General features: G+C 42.3%; 12 protein-coding genes, 16 tRNA genes, 1 rRNA gene and 1 pseudogene. 27 read left to right on the top strand and 3 right to left on the bottom strand.

Features of this window, described 5'->3' with window-relative positions:
- Positions 1-200: 200 nt before the first annotated feature.
- The 19 genes from rrf to codA all read left to right on the top strand — a co-directional run bounded on the left by rrf (position 201) and on the right by codA (position 5335).
- Positions 201-317: ribosomal RNA gene (gene rrf / locus CYL18_RS18415) — 5S ribosomal RNA — on the top strand.
- A gap of 13 nt (positions 318-330) precedes the next feature.
- A tRNA-Asn gene (locus tag CYL18_RS18410) sits at positions 331-405 on the top strand.
- Positions 406-409: 4 nt separating this feature from the next.
- Positions 410-501: transfer RNA gene (locus tag CYL18_RS18405), tRNA-Ser, on the top strand.
- 16 nt (positions 502-517) lie between these two features.
- Positions 518-592, top strand: a tRNA-Glu gene (locus CYL18_RS18400).
- Positions 593-602: 10 nt separating this feature from the next.
- Positions 603-678, top strand: a tRNA-Val gene (locus CYL18_RS18395).
- Between the two features lie 28 nt (positions 679-706).
- A tRNA-Met gene (locus CYL18_RS18390) sits at positions 707-780 on the top strand.
- Positions 781-787: 7 nt separating this feature from the next.
- A tRNA-Asp gene (locus CYL18_RS18385) sits at positions 788-864 on the top strand.
- An 11-nt stretch (positions 865-875) separates the two neighbouring features.
- Positions 876-951 (top strand) — tRNA-Phe (locus CYL18_RS18380).
- Positions 952-999: 48 nt separating this feature from the next.
- Positions 1000-1072 (top strand) — tRNA-Thr (locus CYL18_RS18375).
- Positions 1073-1083: 11 nt separating this feature from the next.
- Positions 1084-1167 (top strand) — tRNA-Tyr (locus tag CYL18_RS18370).
- Between the two features lie 7 nt (positions 1168-1174).
- Positions 1175-1248, top strand: a tRNA-Trp gene (locus tag CYL18_RS18365).
- A gap of 7 nt (positions 1249-1255) precedes the next feature.
- Positions 1256-1331 (top strand) — tRNA-His (locus CYL18_RS18360).
- A gap of 9 nt (positions 1332-1340) precedes the next feature.
- Positions 1341-1415: transfer RNA gene (locus CYL18_RS18355), tRNA-Gln, on the top strand.
- Positions 1416-1423: 8 nt separating this feature from the next.
- Positions 1424-1498: transfer RNA gene (locus CYL18_RS18350), tRNA-Gly, on the top strand.
- Positions 1499-1513: 15 nt separating this feature from the next.
- Positions 1514-1588 (top strand) — tRNA-Cys (locus CYL18_RS18345).
- 7 nt (positions 1589-1595) lie between these two features.
- Positions 1596-1677: transfer RNA gene (locus tag CYL18_RS18340), tRNA-Leu, on the top strand.
- A 411-nt stretch (positions 1678-2088) separates the two neighbouring features.
- Positions 2089-2170 (top strand) — tRNA-Leu (locus tag CYL18_RS18335).
- A 641-nt stretch (positions 2171-2811) separates the two neighbouring features.
- Positions 2812-4086: a cytosine permease gene (gene codB / locus CYL18_RS18330; RefSeq protein ID WP_104850925.1), complete on the top strand. Its 1275-nt coding sequence runs from the start codon at positions 2812-2814 to the stop codon at positions 4084-4086.
- Positions 4070-5335: a cytosine deaminase gene (gene codA, locus CYL18_RS18325; RefSeq protein ID WP_104850924.1), complete on the top strand. Its 1266-nt coding sequence runs from the start codon at positions 4070-4072 to the stop codon at positions 5333-5335. Before codB ends, codA begins: the two co-directional genes overlap by 17 nt.
- A 228-nt stretch (positions 5336-5563) precedes the next feature.
- On the opposite strand, the gene CYL18_RS18320 is transcribed toward codA, so the two are convergent.
- Both CYL18_RS18320 and CYL18_RS18315 read right to left on the bottom strand, forming a co-directional pair.
- The gene (locus CYL18_RS18320; RefSeq protein ID WP_104850923.1) at positions 5564-6142 is read right to left on the bottom strand and encodes a class D sortase; all 579 of its coding nucleotides are present in this window, start codon (positions 6140-6142) and stop codon (positions 5564-5566) included.
- A 27-nt stretch (positions 6143-6169) separates the two neighbouring features.
- Positions 6170-6595, bottom strand: a complete 426-nt coding sequence (locus tag CYL18_RS18315; RefSeq protein WP_104850922.1) for an excalibur calcium-binding domain-containing protein — start codon at positions 6593-6595, stop codon at positions 6170-6172.
- Between the two features lie 337 nt (positions 6596-6932).
- On the opposite strand from CYL18_RS18315, the gene CYL18_RS18310 reads away from it, so the two are divergent.
- The 7 genes and pseudogenes from CYL18_RS18310 (at position 6933) to CYL18_RS18285 (ending at position 13774) form a co-directional block, all read left to right on the top strand.
- Entirely contained in the window at positions 6933-8819 is a 1887-nt protein-coding gene (locus CYL18_RS18310; protein WP_104850921.1) for an FUSC family protein, read from the top strand.
- 158 nt (positions 8820-8977) lie between these two features.
- Entirely contained in the window at positions 8978-9142 is a 165-nt protein-coding gene (locus tag CYL18_RS19315; RefSeq protein ID WP_161497167.1) for a hypothetical protein, read from the top strand.
- A gap of 139 nt (positions 9143-9281) precedes the next feature.
- Positions 9282-9890: a hypothetical protein gene (locus CYL18_RS18305; protein WP_104850920.1), complete on the top strand. Its 609-nt coding sequence runs from the start codon at positions 9282-9284 to the stop codon at positions 9888-9890.
- 186 nt (positions 9891-10076) lie between these two features.
- Positions 10077-11573, top strand: coding sequence for a peptide MFS transporter (locus CYL18_RS18300; RefSeq protein WP_104850919.1), 1497 nt, complete (start codon positions 10077-10079; stop codon positions 11571-11573).
- A gap of 220 nt (positions 11574-11793) precedes the next feature.
- Positions 11794-12540, top strand: a complete 747-nt coding sequence (locus CYL18_RS18295) for an SDR family NAD(P)-dependent oxidoreductase (protein ID WP_161497166.1) — start codon at positions 11794-11796, stop codon at positions 12538-12540.
- A 310-nt stretch (positions 12541-12850) separates the two neighbouring features.
- Positions 12851-13122 (top strand): annotated as a pseudogene (locus tag CYL18_RS18290) (YciI family protein); the annotation flags it as partial.
- Positions 13123-13261: 139 nt separating this feature from the next.
- Positions 13262-13774, top strand: coding sequence for an NUDIX hydrolase (locus CYL18_RS18285; RefSeq protein ID WP_104850917.1), 513 nt, complete (start codon positions 13262-13264; stop codon positions 13772-13774).
- A 379-nt stretch (positions 13775-14153) separates the two neighbouring features.
- Here CYL18_RS18285 and CYL18_RS18280 read toward each other — a convergent pair whose 3' ends face one another.
- Positions 14154-14816 (bottom strand): YoaK family protein, encoded by a 663-nt coding sequence (locus tag CYL18_RS18280; protein WP_104850916.1) that lies wholly within the window; start codon positions 14814-14816, stop codon positions 14154-14156.
- Between the two features lie 133 nt (positions 14817-14949).
- On the opposite strand from CYL18_RS18280, the gene CYL18_RS18275 reads away from it, so the two are divergent.
- Positions 14950-15825, top strand: a complete 876-nt coding sequence (locus CYL18_RS18275; protein ID WP_236636523.1) for an NAD(P)-dependent oxidoreductase — start codon at positions 14950-14952, stop codon at positions 15823-15825.
- Positions 15826-16165 lie beyond the last annotated feature (340 nt).

Here is a 16165-nt window from a genome sequence, read left to right as displayed (position 1 = left end):
TCAGGTAGATAGGTCCGAGGTGGAAGTGTGGTGACACATGGAGCTGACGGATACTAATCGTTCGAGGACTTAACCAAGAACAAAACGCACACTTTGCATGAACAAACATTATCCAGTTTTGAGAGAGTGAAAAAAGTTTAAAAAACTCTTGACCAAAGTCAGAAATGATGTTAGAATAATAAATGTCGCTGACGAAGAAGTCTGGTGGCGATGGCGAAGAGGTCACACCCGTTCCCATTCCGAACACGGAAGTTAAGCTCTTCAGCGCCGATGGTAGTTGGGACTCACGTCCCTGTGAGAGTAGGACGTCGCCAGGCAATATACAATTATTCCGCAGTAGCTCAGTGGTAGAGCATTCGGCTGTTAACCGAACGGTCGTAGGTTCGAATCCTACCTGCGGAGCCATAATGGAGAGCTGTCCGAGAGGTCGAAGGAGCACGATTGGAAATCGTGTAGACGGTCAACGCTGTCTCAAGGGTTCGAATCCCTTGCTCTCCGCCATTATTAACTTGATAAAGGCCCCTTGGTCAAGCGGTTAAGACACCGCCCTTTCACGGCGGTAACACGGGTTCGAATCCCGTAGGGGTCACCACTTATTATATGGAGGATTAGCTCAGCTGGGAGAGCATCTGCCTTACAAGCAGAGGGTCGGCGGTTCGATCCCGTCATCCTCCACCATAAAAATTTAGTATCACATTCCCATTGGCGCGGGGTGGAGCAGTCTGGTAGCTCGTCGGGCTCATAACCCGAAGGTCGCAGGTTCAAATCCTGTCCCCGCAATTAATGTGGTCCGGTAGTTCAGTTGGTTAGAATGCCTGCCTGTCACGCAGGAGGTCGCGGGTTCGAGTCCCGTCCGGACCGCCATTTATATTGATGGCTCAGTAGCTCAGTCGGTAGAGCAAAGGACTGAAAATCCTTGTGTCGGCGGTTCGATTCCGTCCTGAGCCACCATTAATAATTAAACAATTAAATGATCTATGATATAATCTAACGTATCATGCCGGTGTAGCTCAATTGGTAGAGCAACTGACTTGTAATCAGTAGGTTGGGGGTTCAAGTCCTCTTGCCGGCACTCTTCATAACGGAGGGGTAGCGAAGTGGCTAAACGCGGCGGACTGTAAATCCGCTCCTTCGGGTTCGGCAGTTCGAATCTGCCCCCCTCCACCATTCTAATAGGGGCATAGTTTAAAGGTAGAACAGAGGTCTCCAAAACCTCCAGTGTGGGTTCAATTCCTACTGCCCCTGCCAAAATATGGCGGTTGTGGCGAAGTGGTTAACGCATCGGATTGTGGTTCCGACATTCGTGGGTTCGATTCCCATCAGCCGCCCCATTTATGCTTTGGGCTATAGCCAAGTGGTAAGGCAACGGACTTTGACTCCGTCATTCGTAGGTTCGAATCCTGCTAGCCCAGCCATCTTTAATGCGGAAGTAGTTCAGTGGTAGAACACCACCTTGCCAAGGTGGGGGTCGCGGGTTCGAATCCCGTCTTCCGCTCCAGACATTCAAATCATTGGCGGCATAGCCAAGTGGTAAGGCCAAGGTCTGCAAAACCTTTATCCACCGGTTCGAATCCGGTTGCCGCCTCCATTATTATGCCGGTGTGGCGGAATTGGCAGACGCGCACGACTCAAAATCGTGTTCCGTGAGGAGTGTCGGTTCGACCCCGACCACCGGTATCAATTGACAGTATGCCATAGCTGTCAAAAAAAGTTCTCAGCATTAGTTGCTGGGAACTTTTTTATTTTCCTACTATATTAAAGTGACGATCCGTCATTTACTTTAATACATAATGGAACTAAAGAACATAACTTAAAAAGGGTCAAAAGATGATGGTGAAGAATATCTATAGGTGATCGAGTATACAGCTCAGTGCCAGTTAGATTTTATGCTCATCTGCTTCTTTAAAAGTGTAAGCATTCAGTTCACGCTCAAGTCTATTAATTAGTATTATTTTGTTTGCTATAATGGAATGCACTAATTAACAAGAAATTCCTTGCCAGATGTTATTGACATCGATGAAAAATATCGGTATATTGACATAAGGATAAGTGATTATTCTTTGAACAATAAGTTCAACTTAATAATATGCCGGTGTGGCGGAATTGGCAGACGCGCACGACTCAAAATCGTGTTCCTTACGGAGTGTCGGTTCGACCCCGACCACCGGTATCATTAGACAGTATGCCAAAGCTGTCAAGCAAGGTTCTCAGCATTTTATGCTGGGGGCCTTTTTTTCTTTTCTGAATATGATTGAATAGGCAAAATCGTGTCCATCATATCGGGATATCTGGAGGGGAATAACGTGAGAAGAGAGGGTATTTAACTAATGATGTGCTTAGAATGATTAATGCTAAATTTACAGACTAAGGAGCGTAAGTGAGGTTTGAGAAGGGGGAAGTAGTTGCGAGATTCATAATCTCGCAACTATAGAGCAGCATCTGAAGATAGACATATATGATTCATTATCTAAATGGTCACTATTTTATTATAGTAATTTCTTATGAGCTAATGCAAAGCAAGAGCAGGTATTATGGCTACTTGCTTATTAATTTGCATTATTTTACCACTATAAAATACTATTGTATTAGTCAGAGGAATCTGTTATTATAACTTTAATTTAATTGAGAACCTTTAAAGACAGTCCAGAGAGGCTGACAAGGTGGGCGGATCTATAGCTTGGAAACTGTATTTGTACACATATAATTTATAAATGTGTAAAAATGCGGTGTTTTCTGGCATTTACCACTTGTCGCGTTGAGGCAAGTGGTTTTTTTTGCTCACCAAGACTAATAACTTGGGAGGAAACAAACATGCAATTAAAAGACAAAGATTTTTCGTTTCAATCTGTACCTAAAGCGAATCGCAACAGCTTCCTCAAAATGCTTGTTGTTATGCTTGGATTCACATTCTATTCAGCAAGTATGTGGGCCGGTGGATCATTAGGGGAAGGATTAACATTTAGTCAACTAATGGGTGTCATTTTACTGGGCAACCTTCTATTAGGAGCGTTCACCGGAGCATTAAGCTATATAGCAGCGCAAACGGGCTTATCTACTCACTTACTGGCACAATATAGTTTTGGTAAAAAAGGAGCTTATATCTCTTCATTCATGTTATCAGCAACACAGGTCGGATGGTTCGGCGTAGGACTAGGAATGTTTGCATATCCGGTTTCTAAATTAACTGGCCTTCCACTTGTCCCTATTGTCATCATTACAGGGATTTTAATGACAGCCACTGCTTATTTTGGTATGAAAGCCTTAACGATATTAAGTTTTATTGCTGTACCGGCTATAGCGATATTTGGTTCAACGAGTGCTGGAATGGCCATCACGGATATGGGCGGAATGGATGCACTTAATGCCTATAAACCGGATACTTCCTTAACATTAGCAGCAGCCTTAACGATTACAATCGGTTCATTTATCAGTGGTGGTACGTTAACACCTGATTTCGCACGCTATGCCAAAACAGGAAAGCATGCTGTAACAACTACCGTCATTGCCTTTTTCTTAGGTAATACATTAATGTTCTTATTTGGTGCGATTGGTGTCATTGCAACAGGTCACAATGATATTTCAGATGTCATGATTTCACAAGGACTGCTTTTGCCGGCCGTATTGGTACTCGGATTAAACATATGGACAACAAACGATAACTCACTTTACGCATCTGGACTTGGTTTTGCCACCATGTTTAAGAAGCCGAAGGTATTCATGGTTATGATGAACGGTACAATTGGAACGGTATTTGCCATCGTTCTTTATAACAACTTCACAAGCTGGCTAACATTCTTAGGCTCCACTCTGCCAGCTATCGGATCAATTATTATAGTGGATTTCTTCTTTATCCAGAAAAGACGATATATTCAGTATGAGAAGGCGAATATTGCTAAAGTGCATGTTCCAGCCATTATTGCATGGGCTGCTGGTGTCATCTCGGGGTTAACATTACCGGGGATCGCGCCACTAAACACTTTATTAATCACAGGAATTGTTTATATAGTTTCTGTTACGCTATTGAAAACAACCGTTGTTACAGAAGTGGATGAGGAGGAAGAAGTCATTTATGCAAAAGTGGTCTAATGCTTCGATCTTCGGAAGAGAAGGTCTTTGGGATTTACTGATAGAAGATGGTTCATTTAAAAAAATTGTTAAATCTGGTACAAGCGGATTTGATGACTGTGAGACAATCGATTTAAACGGAAAGCTAGTGTGTGCGCCATTTATAGAACCGCATATTCATCTTGATACAACCTTAACGGCAGGACAGCCACGATGGAATGAAAGCGGAACTCTTTTTGAAGGTATCCAATGCTGGTCTGAAAGAAAAGATTCTTTAACAAAAGAAGATGTAAAAGAGCGCGCTAAAAAAGCCCTTAGCTGGCAAATGGCTAACGGTATAGGTGCTGTCCGTACACATGTTGACACAACGGATCCTTCTTTAGTAGCTTTAGAGGCTTTGCTTGAAGTAAAAGCAGAAATGAAGGAATTCCTTGATTTACAGATTGTTGCTTTCCCGCAGGAAGGTCTAATCTCATATCCGAATGGTCTGGAACTGGTAGAGGAAGCATTAAAAATGGGGGCAGATGTTGTCGGGGGCATACCTCACTTTGAATTTACGCGTGAAGATGGCGTTCAATCGATTCGGGAGATTTTTAAATTGGCCATGAAATATGACAAACCGATTGACATTCATTGTGATGAAATTGATGATGAGCAATCTCGCCACGTGGAAGTTGTAGCCCGAGAAACGATTATGAACGATTATCAAGGTCGGGTTACAGCAAGTCATACGACGGCCATGGGCTCTTACAATGATGCTTACACATATAAATTAATGCGTGTCCTTAGACTAGCTGAATTGAACTTTGTGGCGAATCCACTAGTGAATATTCATCTGCAAGGTCGTTTTGACACGTATCCAAAACGCCGTGGCTTAACACGTGTAAAAGAGCTTGATCAAAACGGATTAAATGTTTGCTTCGGTCATGACGATATTATGGATCCCTGGTATCCGATAGGAAACGGGAATATGCTGCAAGTATTGCATATGGGCTTACATGCTTCACAGTTAATGGGCTATAGCGATATTGCTAACAGCTTAAGGTTTGTGACGGATAATAGTGCTAAAGCATTGAACCTCAGCAATTACGGCATTGCGGAAGGAAATCCCGCAAACTTCATAGTGCTGAATGGGGAAGACGGCTATCATGCCCTTCGTCTGCAAGCAGAGGTTCTATACTCTGTTCGAAACGGAAAAGTGATTGCTCAAACCAAGCCTCGCGAGACGCACGTTTTCCTGCCAGAGCAAAAGAACATTACCTTTATGTAAAAGTTTGAATGAAGGTCTTCATCAGTTAGTGATGAAGGCCTTTTCTAATGCCTACTATATTTTATCTAATCCTTTGGGTGAAAGCTTCACATTGTAATGGCAGCGGTTCAAATGTAACTGCAGAATCTATTCTGTAAAGGTTTGTTTTTTCCAAAGGACCAGCTGCTTAGTAGGAAAATCTGGCTGATATAATCCCATCTATCTCTTATACATAAGGAAAGCTCCTCCTCAGAGGAGCTTTCCTTGCAGAATATAACGGTCAGGAGCATTCCCGATGTATGTGAAGGGATAACAGGTTGTGAGGGTAAGGGTAGGCTCATTCTTTTCTACAATGACTGTCCTGTCATCCTTATCGGTAATCCAGCTTTTTTCGATGATATACGTATATGATTGTTCCTCAAAGTTTACGATTAGTTTGTCGCCGATCTTCAGTTTTTCAAGCCCGGCAAAGACCGTGTCTCGGTGGCCGCTGAGCACCGTGTGGCCAAGACCTGGTGTAGTAGTAAGGCGGCTTGAGTACATGCCGACTCCCTTACCGAGGGTATTCTCGTCTGTTCCCCAATAAACCGTAAACTTTTGCTCGATTTTCGGAATAATGAGGGTGGCAACCTTTTCGCCTGACTGATATTCACGAGATACGACTTTCTTGTCCTTGGTGCTTGCGGGTTGCTGGGATTCATATTTCTGCAGCTCTGGCTCAGTTATTGGTGTTATAGATGCGCGGCTTTCCTGCCAGCTGCTAAAATTCATCAGCACGATAGATAAGCCGGCAATGAACATCAGTATTCCTGCGATTTTCCTAGCCATGATTCACCTCATAAAAAGCAACAAGTATTATGCCTTTGATTTGGTTTTTCGCAAAGCGATTATGCCGCCTGCAGCAGCTAGTGCAGCACCGAGTGTCATCATGCCTATATTGTCAGTAGCTGTATCAGGCAATGCTTCTCCTTCGGTTTGATTTTCCTCTGAATCAGATCCGCCTTGTGAATCGGTTGAACCGGCTCCATCATCTTTGTCTTCTCTTGATGCGACGTACGCATCATATTCACCCTTGCTCGTTTCGCATGGCAAACCATCATTATCACGGTCTAAGTCATGGGGATCATTATCAGCGTTATACCCGTTCTCATACCAGAATGCGATAACTTCTTCTTTGTTAGAAAAGTCTCCACAATTTCGATCATCCTCAGCAAATACGTAAGCGCTTTGACCAGCCAGCAAGAAACCCAATGCCATCATGCCTGCAAACAACCTCTTCATTTACATCAGCTCCATTCTGTCGAAATTGGAAATGTTCTTCCAGTCACATTATGCGTTGAAACGCCATTATTTTTCAAATCATAAGTCAATATATTTGAATATTCAGTTATTTAATCCTATTTTCGTGGTTGGGTATCACTCAAATAGGACTGTGCAGCAGTACGCTTTTCCTAAGGAAAATGAACTGTCCCTTGAGGGTATACTATATTTCTCCGAATTGTCTTTTAGTTGACTAGATATTTATATGGCAAATAGGGAATCCTTTTTGGTAGGCAAGCTGCTATAATTTCATATGTATTTATTATTTGAATAAAATATTTTACTGAGGTAGGGAATCATGAAGCAGTTAATTATCTCAAAAACATTCATCTTTATATTTGTTATCCTCTTTGTGACAGCCTTCGAGGCTGCTTTCGGAGAGTATAATGTGTTGATTGGAGTCACGACTGTGGTGGCTCTGCTTATGTATTTGGAGAGGGATCTGACTGTATCTCCTTGGAAGAACATGATGCTGCTTTTGGCCATTAATTTGTCCCAGGGGATACTTGGTCAATTGGCGGGGATTAATCCTTGGATAGGATTGCCTTTAAACTTTATGGCTATGTTTATTGTTGGTTACTTTTTTACGTCTAATATAAAAGGGCCAATGCATATTGCGTTTGGTCTGCAATATTTGTTCATCCTGGCAGCTCCTGTTCCATTAAGTGATTTTCCATTGAGGCTTTCATCGCTCGTTGCCGGAGCGTTAATCATTATGCTCGTTCAATGGATCTTTAACAAAAGGAAATTGACCAAACAGGGCAACCGGTATTTCTTGCAGGTATGCGGACATTTACAAGAAAAAATCAGCCGAATTCGTGATAAACAGCCTGCTCCGGAGCTGGATTCCCTTATCCAATCGGATATTAATGGGCTGCGGAAGGTGATTTATTTTCGGAAAATTAAGGGCTTCTATCTGACACATGAGGGAAGAGCTCGCTTGAAGATTTCAGTCTGCCTTGAAAAGCTGCATTTGCTGTTAAATCGCGCTGCTGCAAGTGACTACCCAGAAGAAGTCTTGGAAGCTCTAAATATTGAGTTAAACCATATGAAGGATTACGTTAATAATGGGAGAAGCATGTCTGATGATTCCCTGGTTGGGCTTGAAAGGGCCCATAAAGGGCATGAATCTGCTTACATAGTTGAGCTCATCAGCACGTTGAAGCTATTGCGTGAATTGCTGATGTATCTGCACACGAGTGAGGTCTCTGAACTGAATAAGGTTGAGAAGGTAGTTGAGATTCCGAAGGGTTATCGGAATGCCTATCAGTTTCTAAAGGATATTAATCGGTATTCAGCTCGGTTCACTTTCGCACTGCGCTTAGGAATTACGATTGCAGCAGCAGCTTTTATTGTTGATTATTTTAATATCAAGGATGGACGATGGGTTTTATTTACGATTTTTTCTGTGACACAGCCTTATTATGAAACGGCTAAATTTCGTTTCAAGGAACGGGTGATTGGGACCTTGATGGGAGGGGCTATTTTTTTGGTCTTATTTAGTATTTTTCACGACATGACCATTCGCTCCTTCCTGGTGCTGCTGGTCGGCTATTTGAATGGCTTTGCGGTAAAATATCGGAATGTCGTATTGACGGTTACAATATCTGCCCTTGGAACAGCTGCTCTTATTGGAGATCCGACAGTTTTGACCATGAGAAGAATTATTCTTGTTCTCATTGGCATAGGAATGGGCATGATTGCAAACCGTTATCTTCTTCCCTATACGCTGGAAAAAGGGACAAGGGATTTGATGAAAAGCTATAAGCAAGTCTCCCAGGAACTATTATTTGAGGCGGGCACCTATTTGAAACACAGAAATAATGCACATACAATCAATGATTTATTTGCTCTTTCTACTTTAATAGAGGAGCGAATCATTTCAAATAATCAAATGCTGCAGCTTGAGGAAATGGATGACTTTCTCTCGGCTCAACGCCGTTTGAATCATGCCATTTATGAAATGTTCCTGCGAATGCAAAGGGAGAATACAGATGCCTCTCTTCTTGGAGAAATCTTGGAAGAGCTTGGTCTGGTTCTCTCTTTGGAAGGGGAGGGAGGAAATGAGCAGGCTGGCCGATTATATGACAGACTGCAGATTTCCGAGTCTCTTGATGAATATATATTGTTAAAGGATGCACTGCGAATATTTAAGGGCTTTAGAAAGCAGGCTTTGTTCAATTGACTACTATGTGGGGTTCTCATATAAGATGAGGGCTCTCTTTTTTATGGTCTACGCTGAAATCTACATGAAAATCTGCAATTATTCCGAAAAGAAGGGTATAAGGGGTGTATTCGCATCTTTGGTGAAATTGCGCAAGCTTACAAGGGAGGACATTGACGATGGATATTATTATTTATGCAGCCATCTTTCTGATCGTTTATTTCTTCATAGGAAGAAGAAGTGGGGGACGGGAGAGAGGAAAGCTATTTCATATCTTAGCCGCTGCCTTGATTACCATTTTGATTATCGTGATTTTATTTATTATAAGGGGAATGATTCCTTAAGACATCATGGGACTGTGGATTGATAATCTGCAGTCCTTTGTTTTGCAAATATGACCGTGATCATAAAGGAATTTTTACACGAAAAAGAGAATATTATTAACAGAGGGAAAGGGAATTTAATCATGGCAGGGGGATTAATTTGAGGAAAATCTGGTGTGTCTACAGTTTGTTATTGTTGCTGGCAGCTGTGGTTTCAGGTTGTAATGTGTCAGAAGCGAGCGGGGGGTCAACCGTGATTAAGGTAAGTGAGAATACGGATCGACAGCAGGCATTTACGGACTTAGGCCTAGTGTCGGTGCTCGATTTTGATGTTACATGGCAGGATGCTGATGAGACTGAGCTGGTTATTTGGGCGGAGCAATATAAGGGTGGGAAGCTAGATACAGAGCAGATAATCAGCTTCACAACTTATAGTGAGGAGGCCAAGAAGAAGGGACATCTCGGAATGGGAATCGTCGATGCTGAGGACGCTCCGCCCATGATAGTGGCTTATGCTCTCGAAAGTTCGATGAGGGTTGCACTAGAGGGAAAGATCGATCATTCGAATGCCTTTTATGGCTGGTCTTCCATTGATGATGAGAAGGTGAAATTAGAAATAGGGAAAACTTATACTATCGGCGCTTACAGGGTGTCAAGTGGTGCTTCGATTCGGACCTATAATCTTCAAAGTGAAGATGAAGTGAAGAAAATGATGAAGGAGGATCGAACAGGATTCTTGCTTAAAGTTAAGCTAGAAAAAAAGCAATAGTGTGAAGAGGGTCTATCCAATGTATGGATGGCCTCTTTTTTATTGTAGTATACCTTCATAAAGGAAATTATTCTTTGTTGATTTTTAACAGAAATTGGTGTTTCGAGCGTTAATTTAGATTTATTTGTCAATTTTTAATATAATGGATAAATGTTTTTAAAAGACTGAAAGAAGGAGAGGGATTTTTTGAGTAACCAAAACAAAACACCAGGAGTACCCGGGATTCCAAACACAGGTTTCTTTGGCCATCCTAGGGGGCTATTTACGTTATTCTTTACAGAGTTTTGGGAGAGATTTTCTTATTATGGCATGAGGGCCATTCTGGTTCTCTATTTATATGCAGAGGTGACAAAAGGCGGCTTAGGATTTGATCAGGCTACCGCCATGTCAATTGTGGCCATTTATGGTTCATTAGTGTATTTATCCGGAATTATTGGCGGATGGATTGCAGACCGATTGTTAGGGACAAGCCAAACCGTATTTTATGGCGGTATATTAATCATGGTTGGCCACATTGTTCTTTCCCTGCCATTCGGTGTGGAAGCCTTTTTTATCAGCATGATTTTTATCATCCTTGGTACAGGGTTGCTTAAGCCGAACATTTCGAGCATTGTCGGTGAGCTTTATACAAAAGATGATCAGCGCCGGGATTCCGGGTTCAGCATTTTCTATATGGGGATTAACTTGGGAGCCTTTAGCGCTCCGTTCGTGGTAGAGAAATTGCGCTTTGAATTTGGTAGCTTCCATGCTGGATTCTCTGCAGCAGCAGTCGGGATGTTTGTCGGATTGGTTGTGTATGTAATTACAAGGAAGAAGTATTTAGGAACACTCGGCAGTGAAGTTCCAAACCCGCTTTCAGGGGATGAGAAGAAGAGATATGCTATGTCTATCACAGCTGCTTTGATGATAGCAGGGGCTGTTCTCTATGCTTTAGCAACTATCAACTGGCTCACAATTGACCGTTTCATCTTGCTTGTGACGATTACGGCAGTCGTTATGCCGGTGATTTATTTCGTCACCATGTACAGGAGTTCAAAAACAACAGGGGATGAACAGTCAAGATTGCTTGCGTATATTCCGTTGTTCTTAGCATCGGTCCTATTCTGGGCAATATATGAGCAAGGGGCCAATCTTTTGAACATTTATGCCTTAGAAAGAACAAATTTAACCTTGCTCGGCCAAAAGATTGCACCGGGTGTCCTTCAAGCGATGCCGGCTATGTTTGTCATTATCTTTGCTCCAGTGTTTGCTTGGTTATGGTTGAAGCTTGGTGATAGACAGCCTTCTACACCAAAGAAATTTGCAGTTGGGTTATTATTTGCAGGACTGTCCTTCGTCGTGATGCTTATCCCTGGGTTCTTAGGCGGGACGGATTCTCTCGTAAGTCCATATTGGCTGATTTTAAGCTATTTCGTCGTTACATTAGGTGAACTTTGCTTGTCTCCAGTTGGTTTGTCGGCAACGACGAAGCTTGCACCAGCAGCCTTTTCCGCGCAAACGATGAGTCTTTGGTTCATGTCTAACGCGGTTGCCCAAGCTTTGAACTCACAAATTGTGAAATTGTATTCTGCCGAAACTGAAATGCTTTATTTCGGAACGATTGGCGGTCTGGCGATTCTATGCGCGCTTCTTATGTTTGTCATCTCACCAATGATTCAGCGGAAGATGAAAGGTGTCAGATAAAGACAGTTTTAGCAAGGACAAAAGGTCTCAGCATATGTGCTGGGGCTTTTTTTTCTGCTTATGGAAGCTTCAATGATCGCTATATTGATATCATTGGTAGCTTATCCCTTTATAGGTGTATAGTAAGGATAGAGGGAATCCTATTAGTTAAGTAAAGAACATTTCCTCTTTAGATGGTTCAAACAGAATGAAAAGGCATCATATGAAGGGAGAGATTAACGTGAATCAAGCAGTAGTCATTACAGGTGCGGCAACAGGTCTTGGGAGAGCCACGGCTTTAAAGCTGGCTGGAGAAGGATATCGATTAGTTTTGGTAGATTTCAATGAGGAAGCAGGAAAACAAACAGCCGAGGATGCGAAAGCATTGGGAGCGGAAGCGATTTTTGTCCGTGCGGATGTATCGAATGAAGAAGATGTGAAAAAGTATGTAGAAGAAGCGAAATCGGCATTTGGAACGATTGATGCATTCCTGAATAATGCTGGAATCATGGTTCCTTTTCGTCTCTTGCATGAGTATGATGTAGAGGAATATGATCGTATCATGAACATTAATGTAAAGGGAGCATTCTTAGGTATAAAATATGTCATACCTGTCATGCTGGAGAATGGCGGAGGGACAATCGTCAATACAGTGTCCTCCAATTCGTTCAAACCAACGGCCTATAACGGCGTCTATGCAGCGACTAAGCATGCTCTGGCAGGATTGACCAAATCGATCGGCCAAGATTATCAGGATAAAGGAATTTATGCTGTAGGGGTTGCTCCAAATAATATGAAAACAACGATTTCTAAGAATGCGAGTGTCACAATGAATCAAGAGATTGGTGCGGCAATTCATGCCACTACACCACCAAATATAGCCGCAACAGCGGAAGAAGTAGCAGAGGCGATGGCGTTTGCCATGAAGAATGGAAAGCTGCTCACAGGCTCAATTATTAACTGTGCAGGAGGACAAATCCTCCAATAGGATGCTTACCATTACTAAAAAGGATGAATAATTAACGAGCTGAAAAAAATATTATGATCGCAGGGAGCGGAGTATTGAGAAGCCACCTCGCTAATCAGCGTCTTTAAAGGATTGATATCGATTACGATAGTCATGAAGATGCAAAGCTTTTTGGACCCAGTTTTTAAAAAGGATAAAGAGATTGAAGAAGGAAGAGAGGCAGACGAATTGCTTCTCTTCTTTTTTGGTATAAAGGTCTGATGAATTATGTCTAGGAAGGATTGCTCTCTGGCTATATAGAATACTTATATATCCCGTGTTATGCGCCTATATGATTATTGTCAAAGCCTTGAAAAATTCAGAAGCTGGTAATCTTTCAAATCCAGAACTCAGGGAAGCGATGTCTAAGTATAATGAGAAATTAGTGAAGGCGGAAGGCCATAGGTCACGGATGGTCCCTTTTCGGAAACGAAGGAGTTAATTGCCGGGTTCATCTTAATTGATGTGAAGTCTAGGGAAGAAGCTGTCGTATGGGCTATGCAGATGCCTGACTCGCAAGGAGATGGGGAAGGACAAATTGAACTGCGGCAAGTAATCGAGCTTCCGGCGATCAGAGGGTGCGTAAAGATTTATAGGAAGCGCCGGAAAAGCTGGAACAACTATCGATTTTGCGAATTAGGGAAGGATTTACATCTGGTTTGAGTGCCATGTATCAAAACTTTATCCTCAAGGTGGTTAGAATATGGGAATGTCGGATTATTATAAAAATCTCCGAGAAAGAGTTGGAAGTGAACAAATTTTTATACCGAGTGTTGCGGGAATCATACGAAATGATTTAGGAGAAATTTTATTTCAAAATAAGGGTAACGGAGAGAAGTGGAGCCTTCCTGCTGGAGCAATTGAACCTGGAGAAGCGCCAGCCCAAGCGGTTGTTCGCGAAGTATGGGAGGAGACAGGATTATTTGTGGTGCCGCGAAAATTACTCGGTGTATTTGGCGGGAAAGATTTCCGATATCAATATCCTAATGGGCATCGTGTGGAATATAGCATCTTTATGTTCGAGTGCATCATTCAACATGGTAAACTTGAACCAATAGATAGCGAAACGGCTGAACTTCAATATTTTAGCCCGGACAATATGCCGGAGCTTGCCTTGCCTTATCCTAAAGACCTGTTTAATCAAAATGAAAATAATGAAACTTACTTTCAGTGGGATGAACAATGGTTAAAAGGTCTTTCTCGCATAGATGGGTAACGGGAAGCCAAAGAAACGAGCACTAGTTTCCAGCTAAGACCCTTTTAATCAAGTTTTCTGCTATATGTCGTACGCAGAGGCAAGAAATAAGGAGGAAGGGCTATTGATTCTTTTGCCCAATTGGGAGAGGGTCCTGAAAATGAATTCTTATTATGACTATTGCTGAGCCTAAGGCAGTTTAGTTGAAACAGAAATATTAATGGCCGTTGTACTAGTTGGCTACATTAGAGATAACTAAAAATGATTCATAAGAAAGAAGAAACTTTAGCAGTAAAGAAGTTTCTTCTTTTTTTAGTTGAAGAGAGAAACTGAACTTATCATACCATTCGCATGAAAATACCATATGCAAAAAACCAGCAGGAAGATTATTTTTTCATAATTATTTACTGCTTCGATGGTATAAAATCACCGTTACTAGAATGATGCCAGCTGCGATCCAAATGGCAAAGTATCCTAGAGTGGTGCTGAAAAAAGTGCCGGTCAAGGTGCCGCCGATAAAGAAGAGGATGATGGCGGCGAAGCTTTTGAACTTACGCATGGATTCCTCGTCATGGCTAAAGAAAGCCGCATAGGATGCTTGTGCTGCGGTACGCAGATTTCCAGTTGTAATCGTAGAATTATAGCTCCAATCCCCGAGCTTATTAAAAGTGGCAATCTGAAGTGAGGAGACAAACGCGATGGACATCGTGATAATCATATTTGGAATGCTTGTCGGGAGGAATCCAACAAGCAATAAAATCAGGAATTCGAGAATGAGGATGGCTCGATAATGCGGTTTGAGCTTATCTTTGATGAATTCAGCTACTAGTACTCCGGCAATGAAAGCGAGAAAAGGCGGCACGTTCTGGATGGCACCGCTGTATTCTGGGCTTGCTGCCCTGACCGCAAAGAGGACCGTATTTCCTGTTTGAGCCGTCGCAAACACGCCGTCTCTCGTGATATAGGTATAGGCATCGAGATAGCCTCCGACAAAGGCGAGCAAAATGCCCATGAATAAGGAATTGGGAGAAAGCTTCAGATGGTTAAATAGTGACTTAGGCATTTTGGCATCTCCTTTTCTGATTATGTTTTGGCTGGATTCGAGAAATATGCGTGTAAATTGATATAGGAAGATAATTATCTCTATAATGGTATGTGAAGATAAATCCATAAAAAGACAGAAGGAGTGGTTTTGCTTGCATACATTAGGATGGATTGGGACAGGCCAGATGGGGGAATTGATGGCCATGAATTTACTTAAGGCAGGACATAGGGTGCATGTTTACAATCGTACGATCGAAAAAACAGCTACTTTAGTTCATGTTGGAGCTATAGAGACATTAACGGCGAAGGAGATTGTCGAGAAATGCGATATCAGCTTCATCATGCTTTCTGATACAAATGCGGTCAAGGATGTATTAACAAAGGAAGATGGGATTCTTGCAGGCATAACTCCAGGGAAAATTATCGTGGATATGAGTACAATTTCACCAGAGGATTCGCAGATCTTTGCCCAGCTTGTCAGCAAAAAAGGAGGCATTTACCTCGATGCACCTGTTTCAGGTTCGGTCGGTCCTGCGAAAGCTGGCCAATTAGTCATTTTGGTCGGAGGAGATGAAGAGGCAAAAGATCTCTGCCAGCCATACTTTGATCTATTAGGCAAAAAAACCATTCATTTTGGGGAGAATGGCAAAGGAAGTGCGGCTAAGCTTTCCATCAACCTGCTCTTGGGGATTGTTGGCCAAGGGGTTGGAGAAACTCTGTTATTGGCAGAGAAAGCGGGTCTTGAACGAGGAAAAGTTCTGGAGATGATTTCCCAATCAGCGATGAATACCCCTTTATTCGCAGGTAAGAGAGACATGTATGAAACCGAGGAATTTCCTGCTGCCTTTATGCTGAAATTAATGGCAAAGGACTTAGGCTTAATCAAAGAGCAGGCAGACCGGTTGGACGTTGAGCTCCCTCTTGCTGAAGCCGCTAAGGATACATATATTTCAGCCCGGGAAAACGGTGAGGGAGATTCAGACATGGCGGCAGTTTATCTAGAACTGAAAAGGAAAAATAATAAATAGTTAAGCGTATCCTTTAAGGTGTGCCAGCTCATTCTTGGGATAGGTCAAAGCCATGCATCCTTGTGGCGGGCTTATTTAATGATAAGATATGAGGTTCTGTCTTGTGAAGGCTTGCAGGACCTCATTTATAAAGAGGCTAGTAATTTTGGAAGGCTGTTTTCGGATGCCATAAAATGGAGACAGCTTTTTTGCTGTCTCCGTTGTTTAACGAAACCAGCTAATAGGATGTCAATATCTCTCTGTAAAATTCATTTTTTTATATGCTATACTGTTTTTAGGCATACCAAATAACCCTCCAGCTATCTTGTGGAAGGTTTTTCTTTATGTGGTTGGATAACCT

The sequence above is a fragment of the Pradoshia eiseniae genome (genome assembly GCF_002946355.1).
In the GTDB taxonomy this organism is placed as follows: domain Bacteria; phylum Bacillota; class Bacilli; order Bacillales; family Pradoshiaceae; genus Pradoshia; species Pradoshia eiseniae.
The sequence above is the reverse complement of the archived record's forward strand: the minus strand, read 5'-3'. Positions and strand labels throughout refer to the sequence as shown.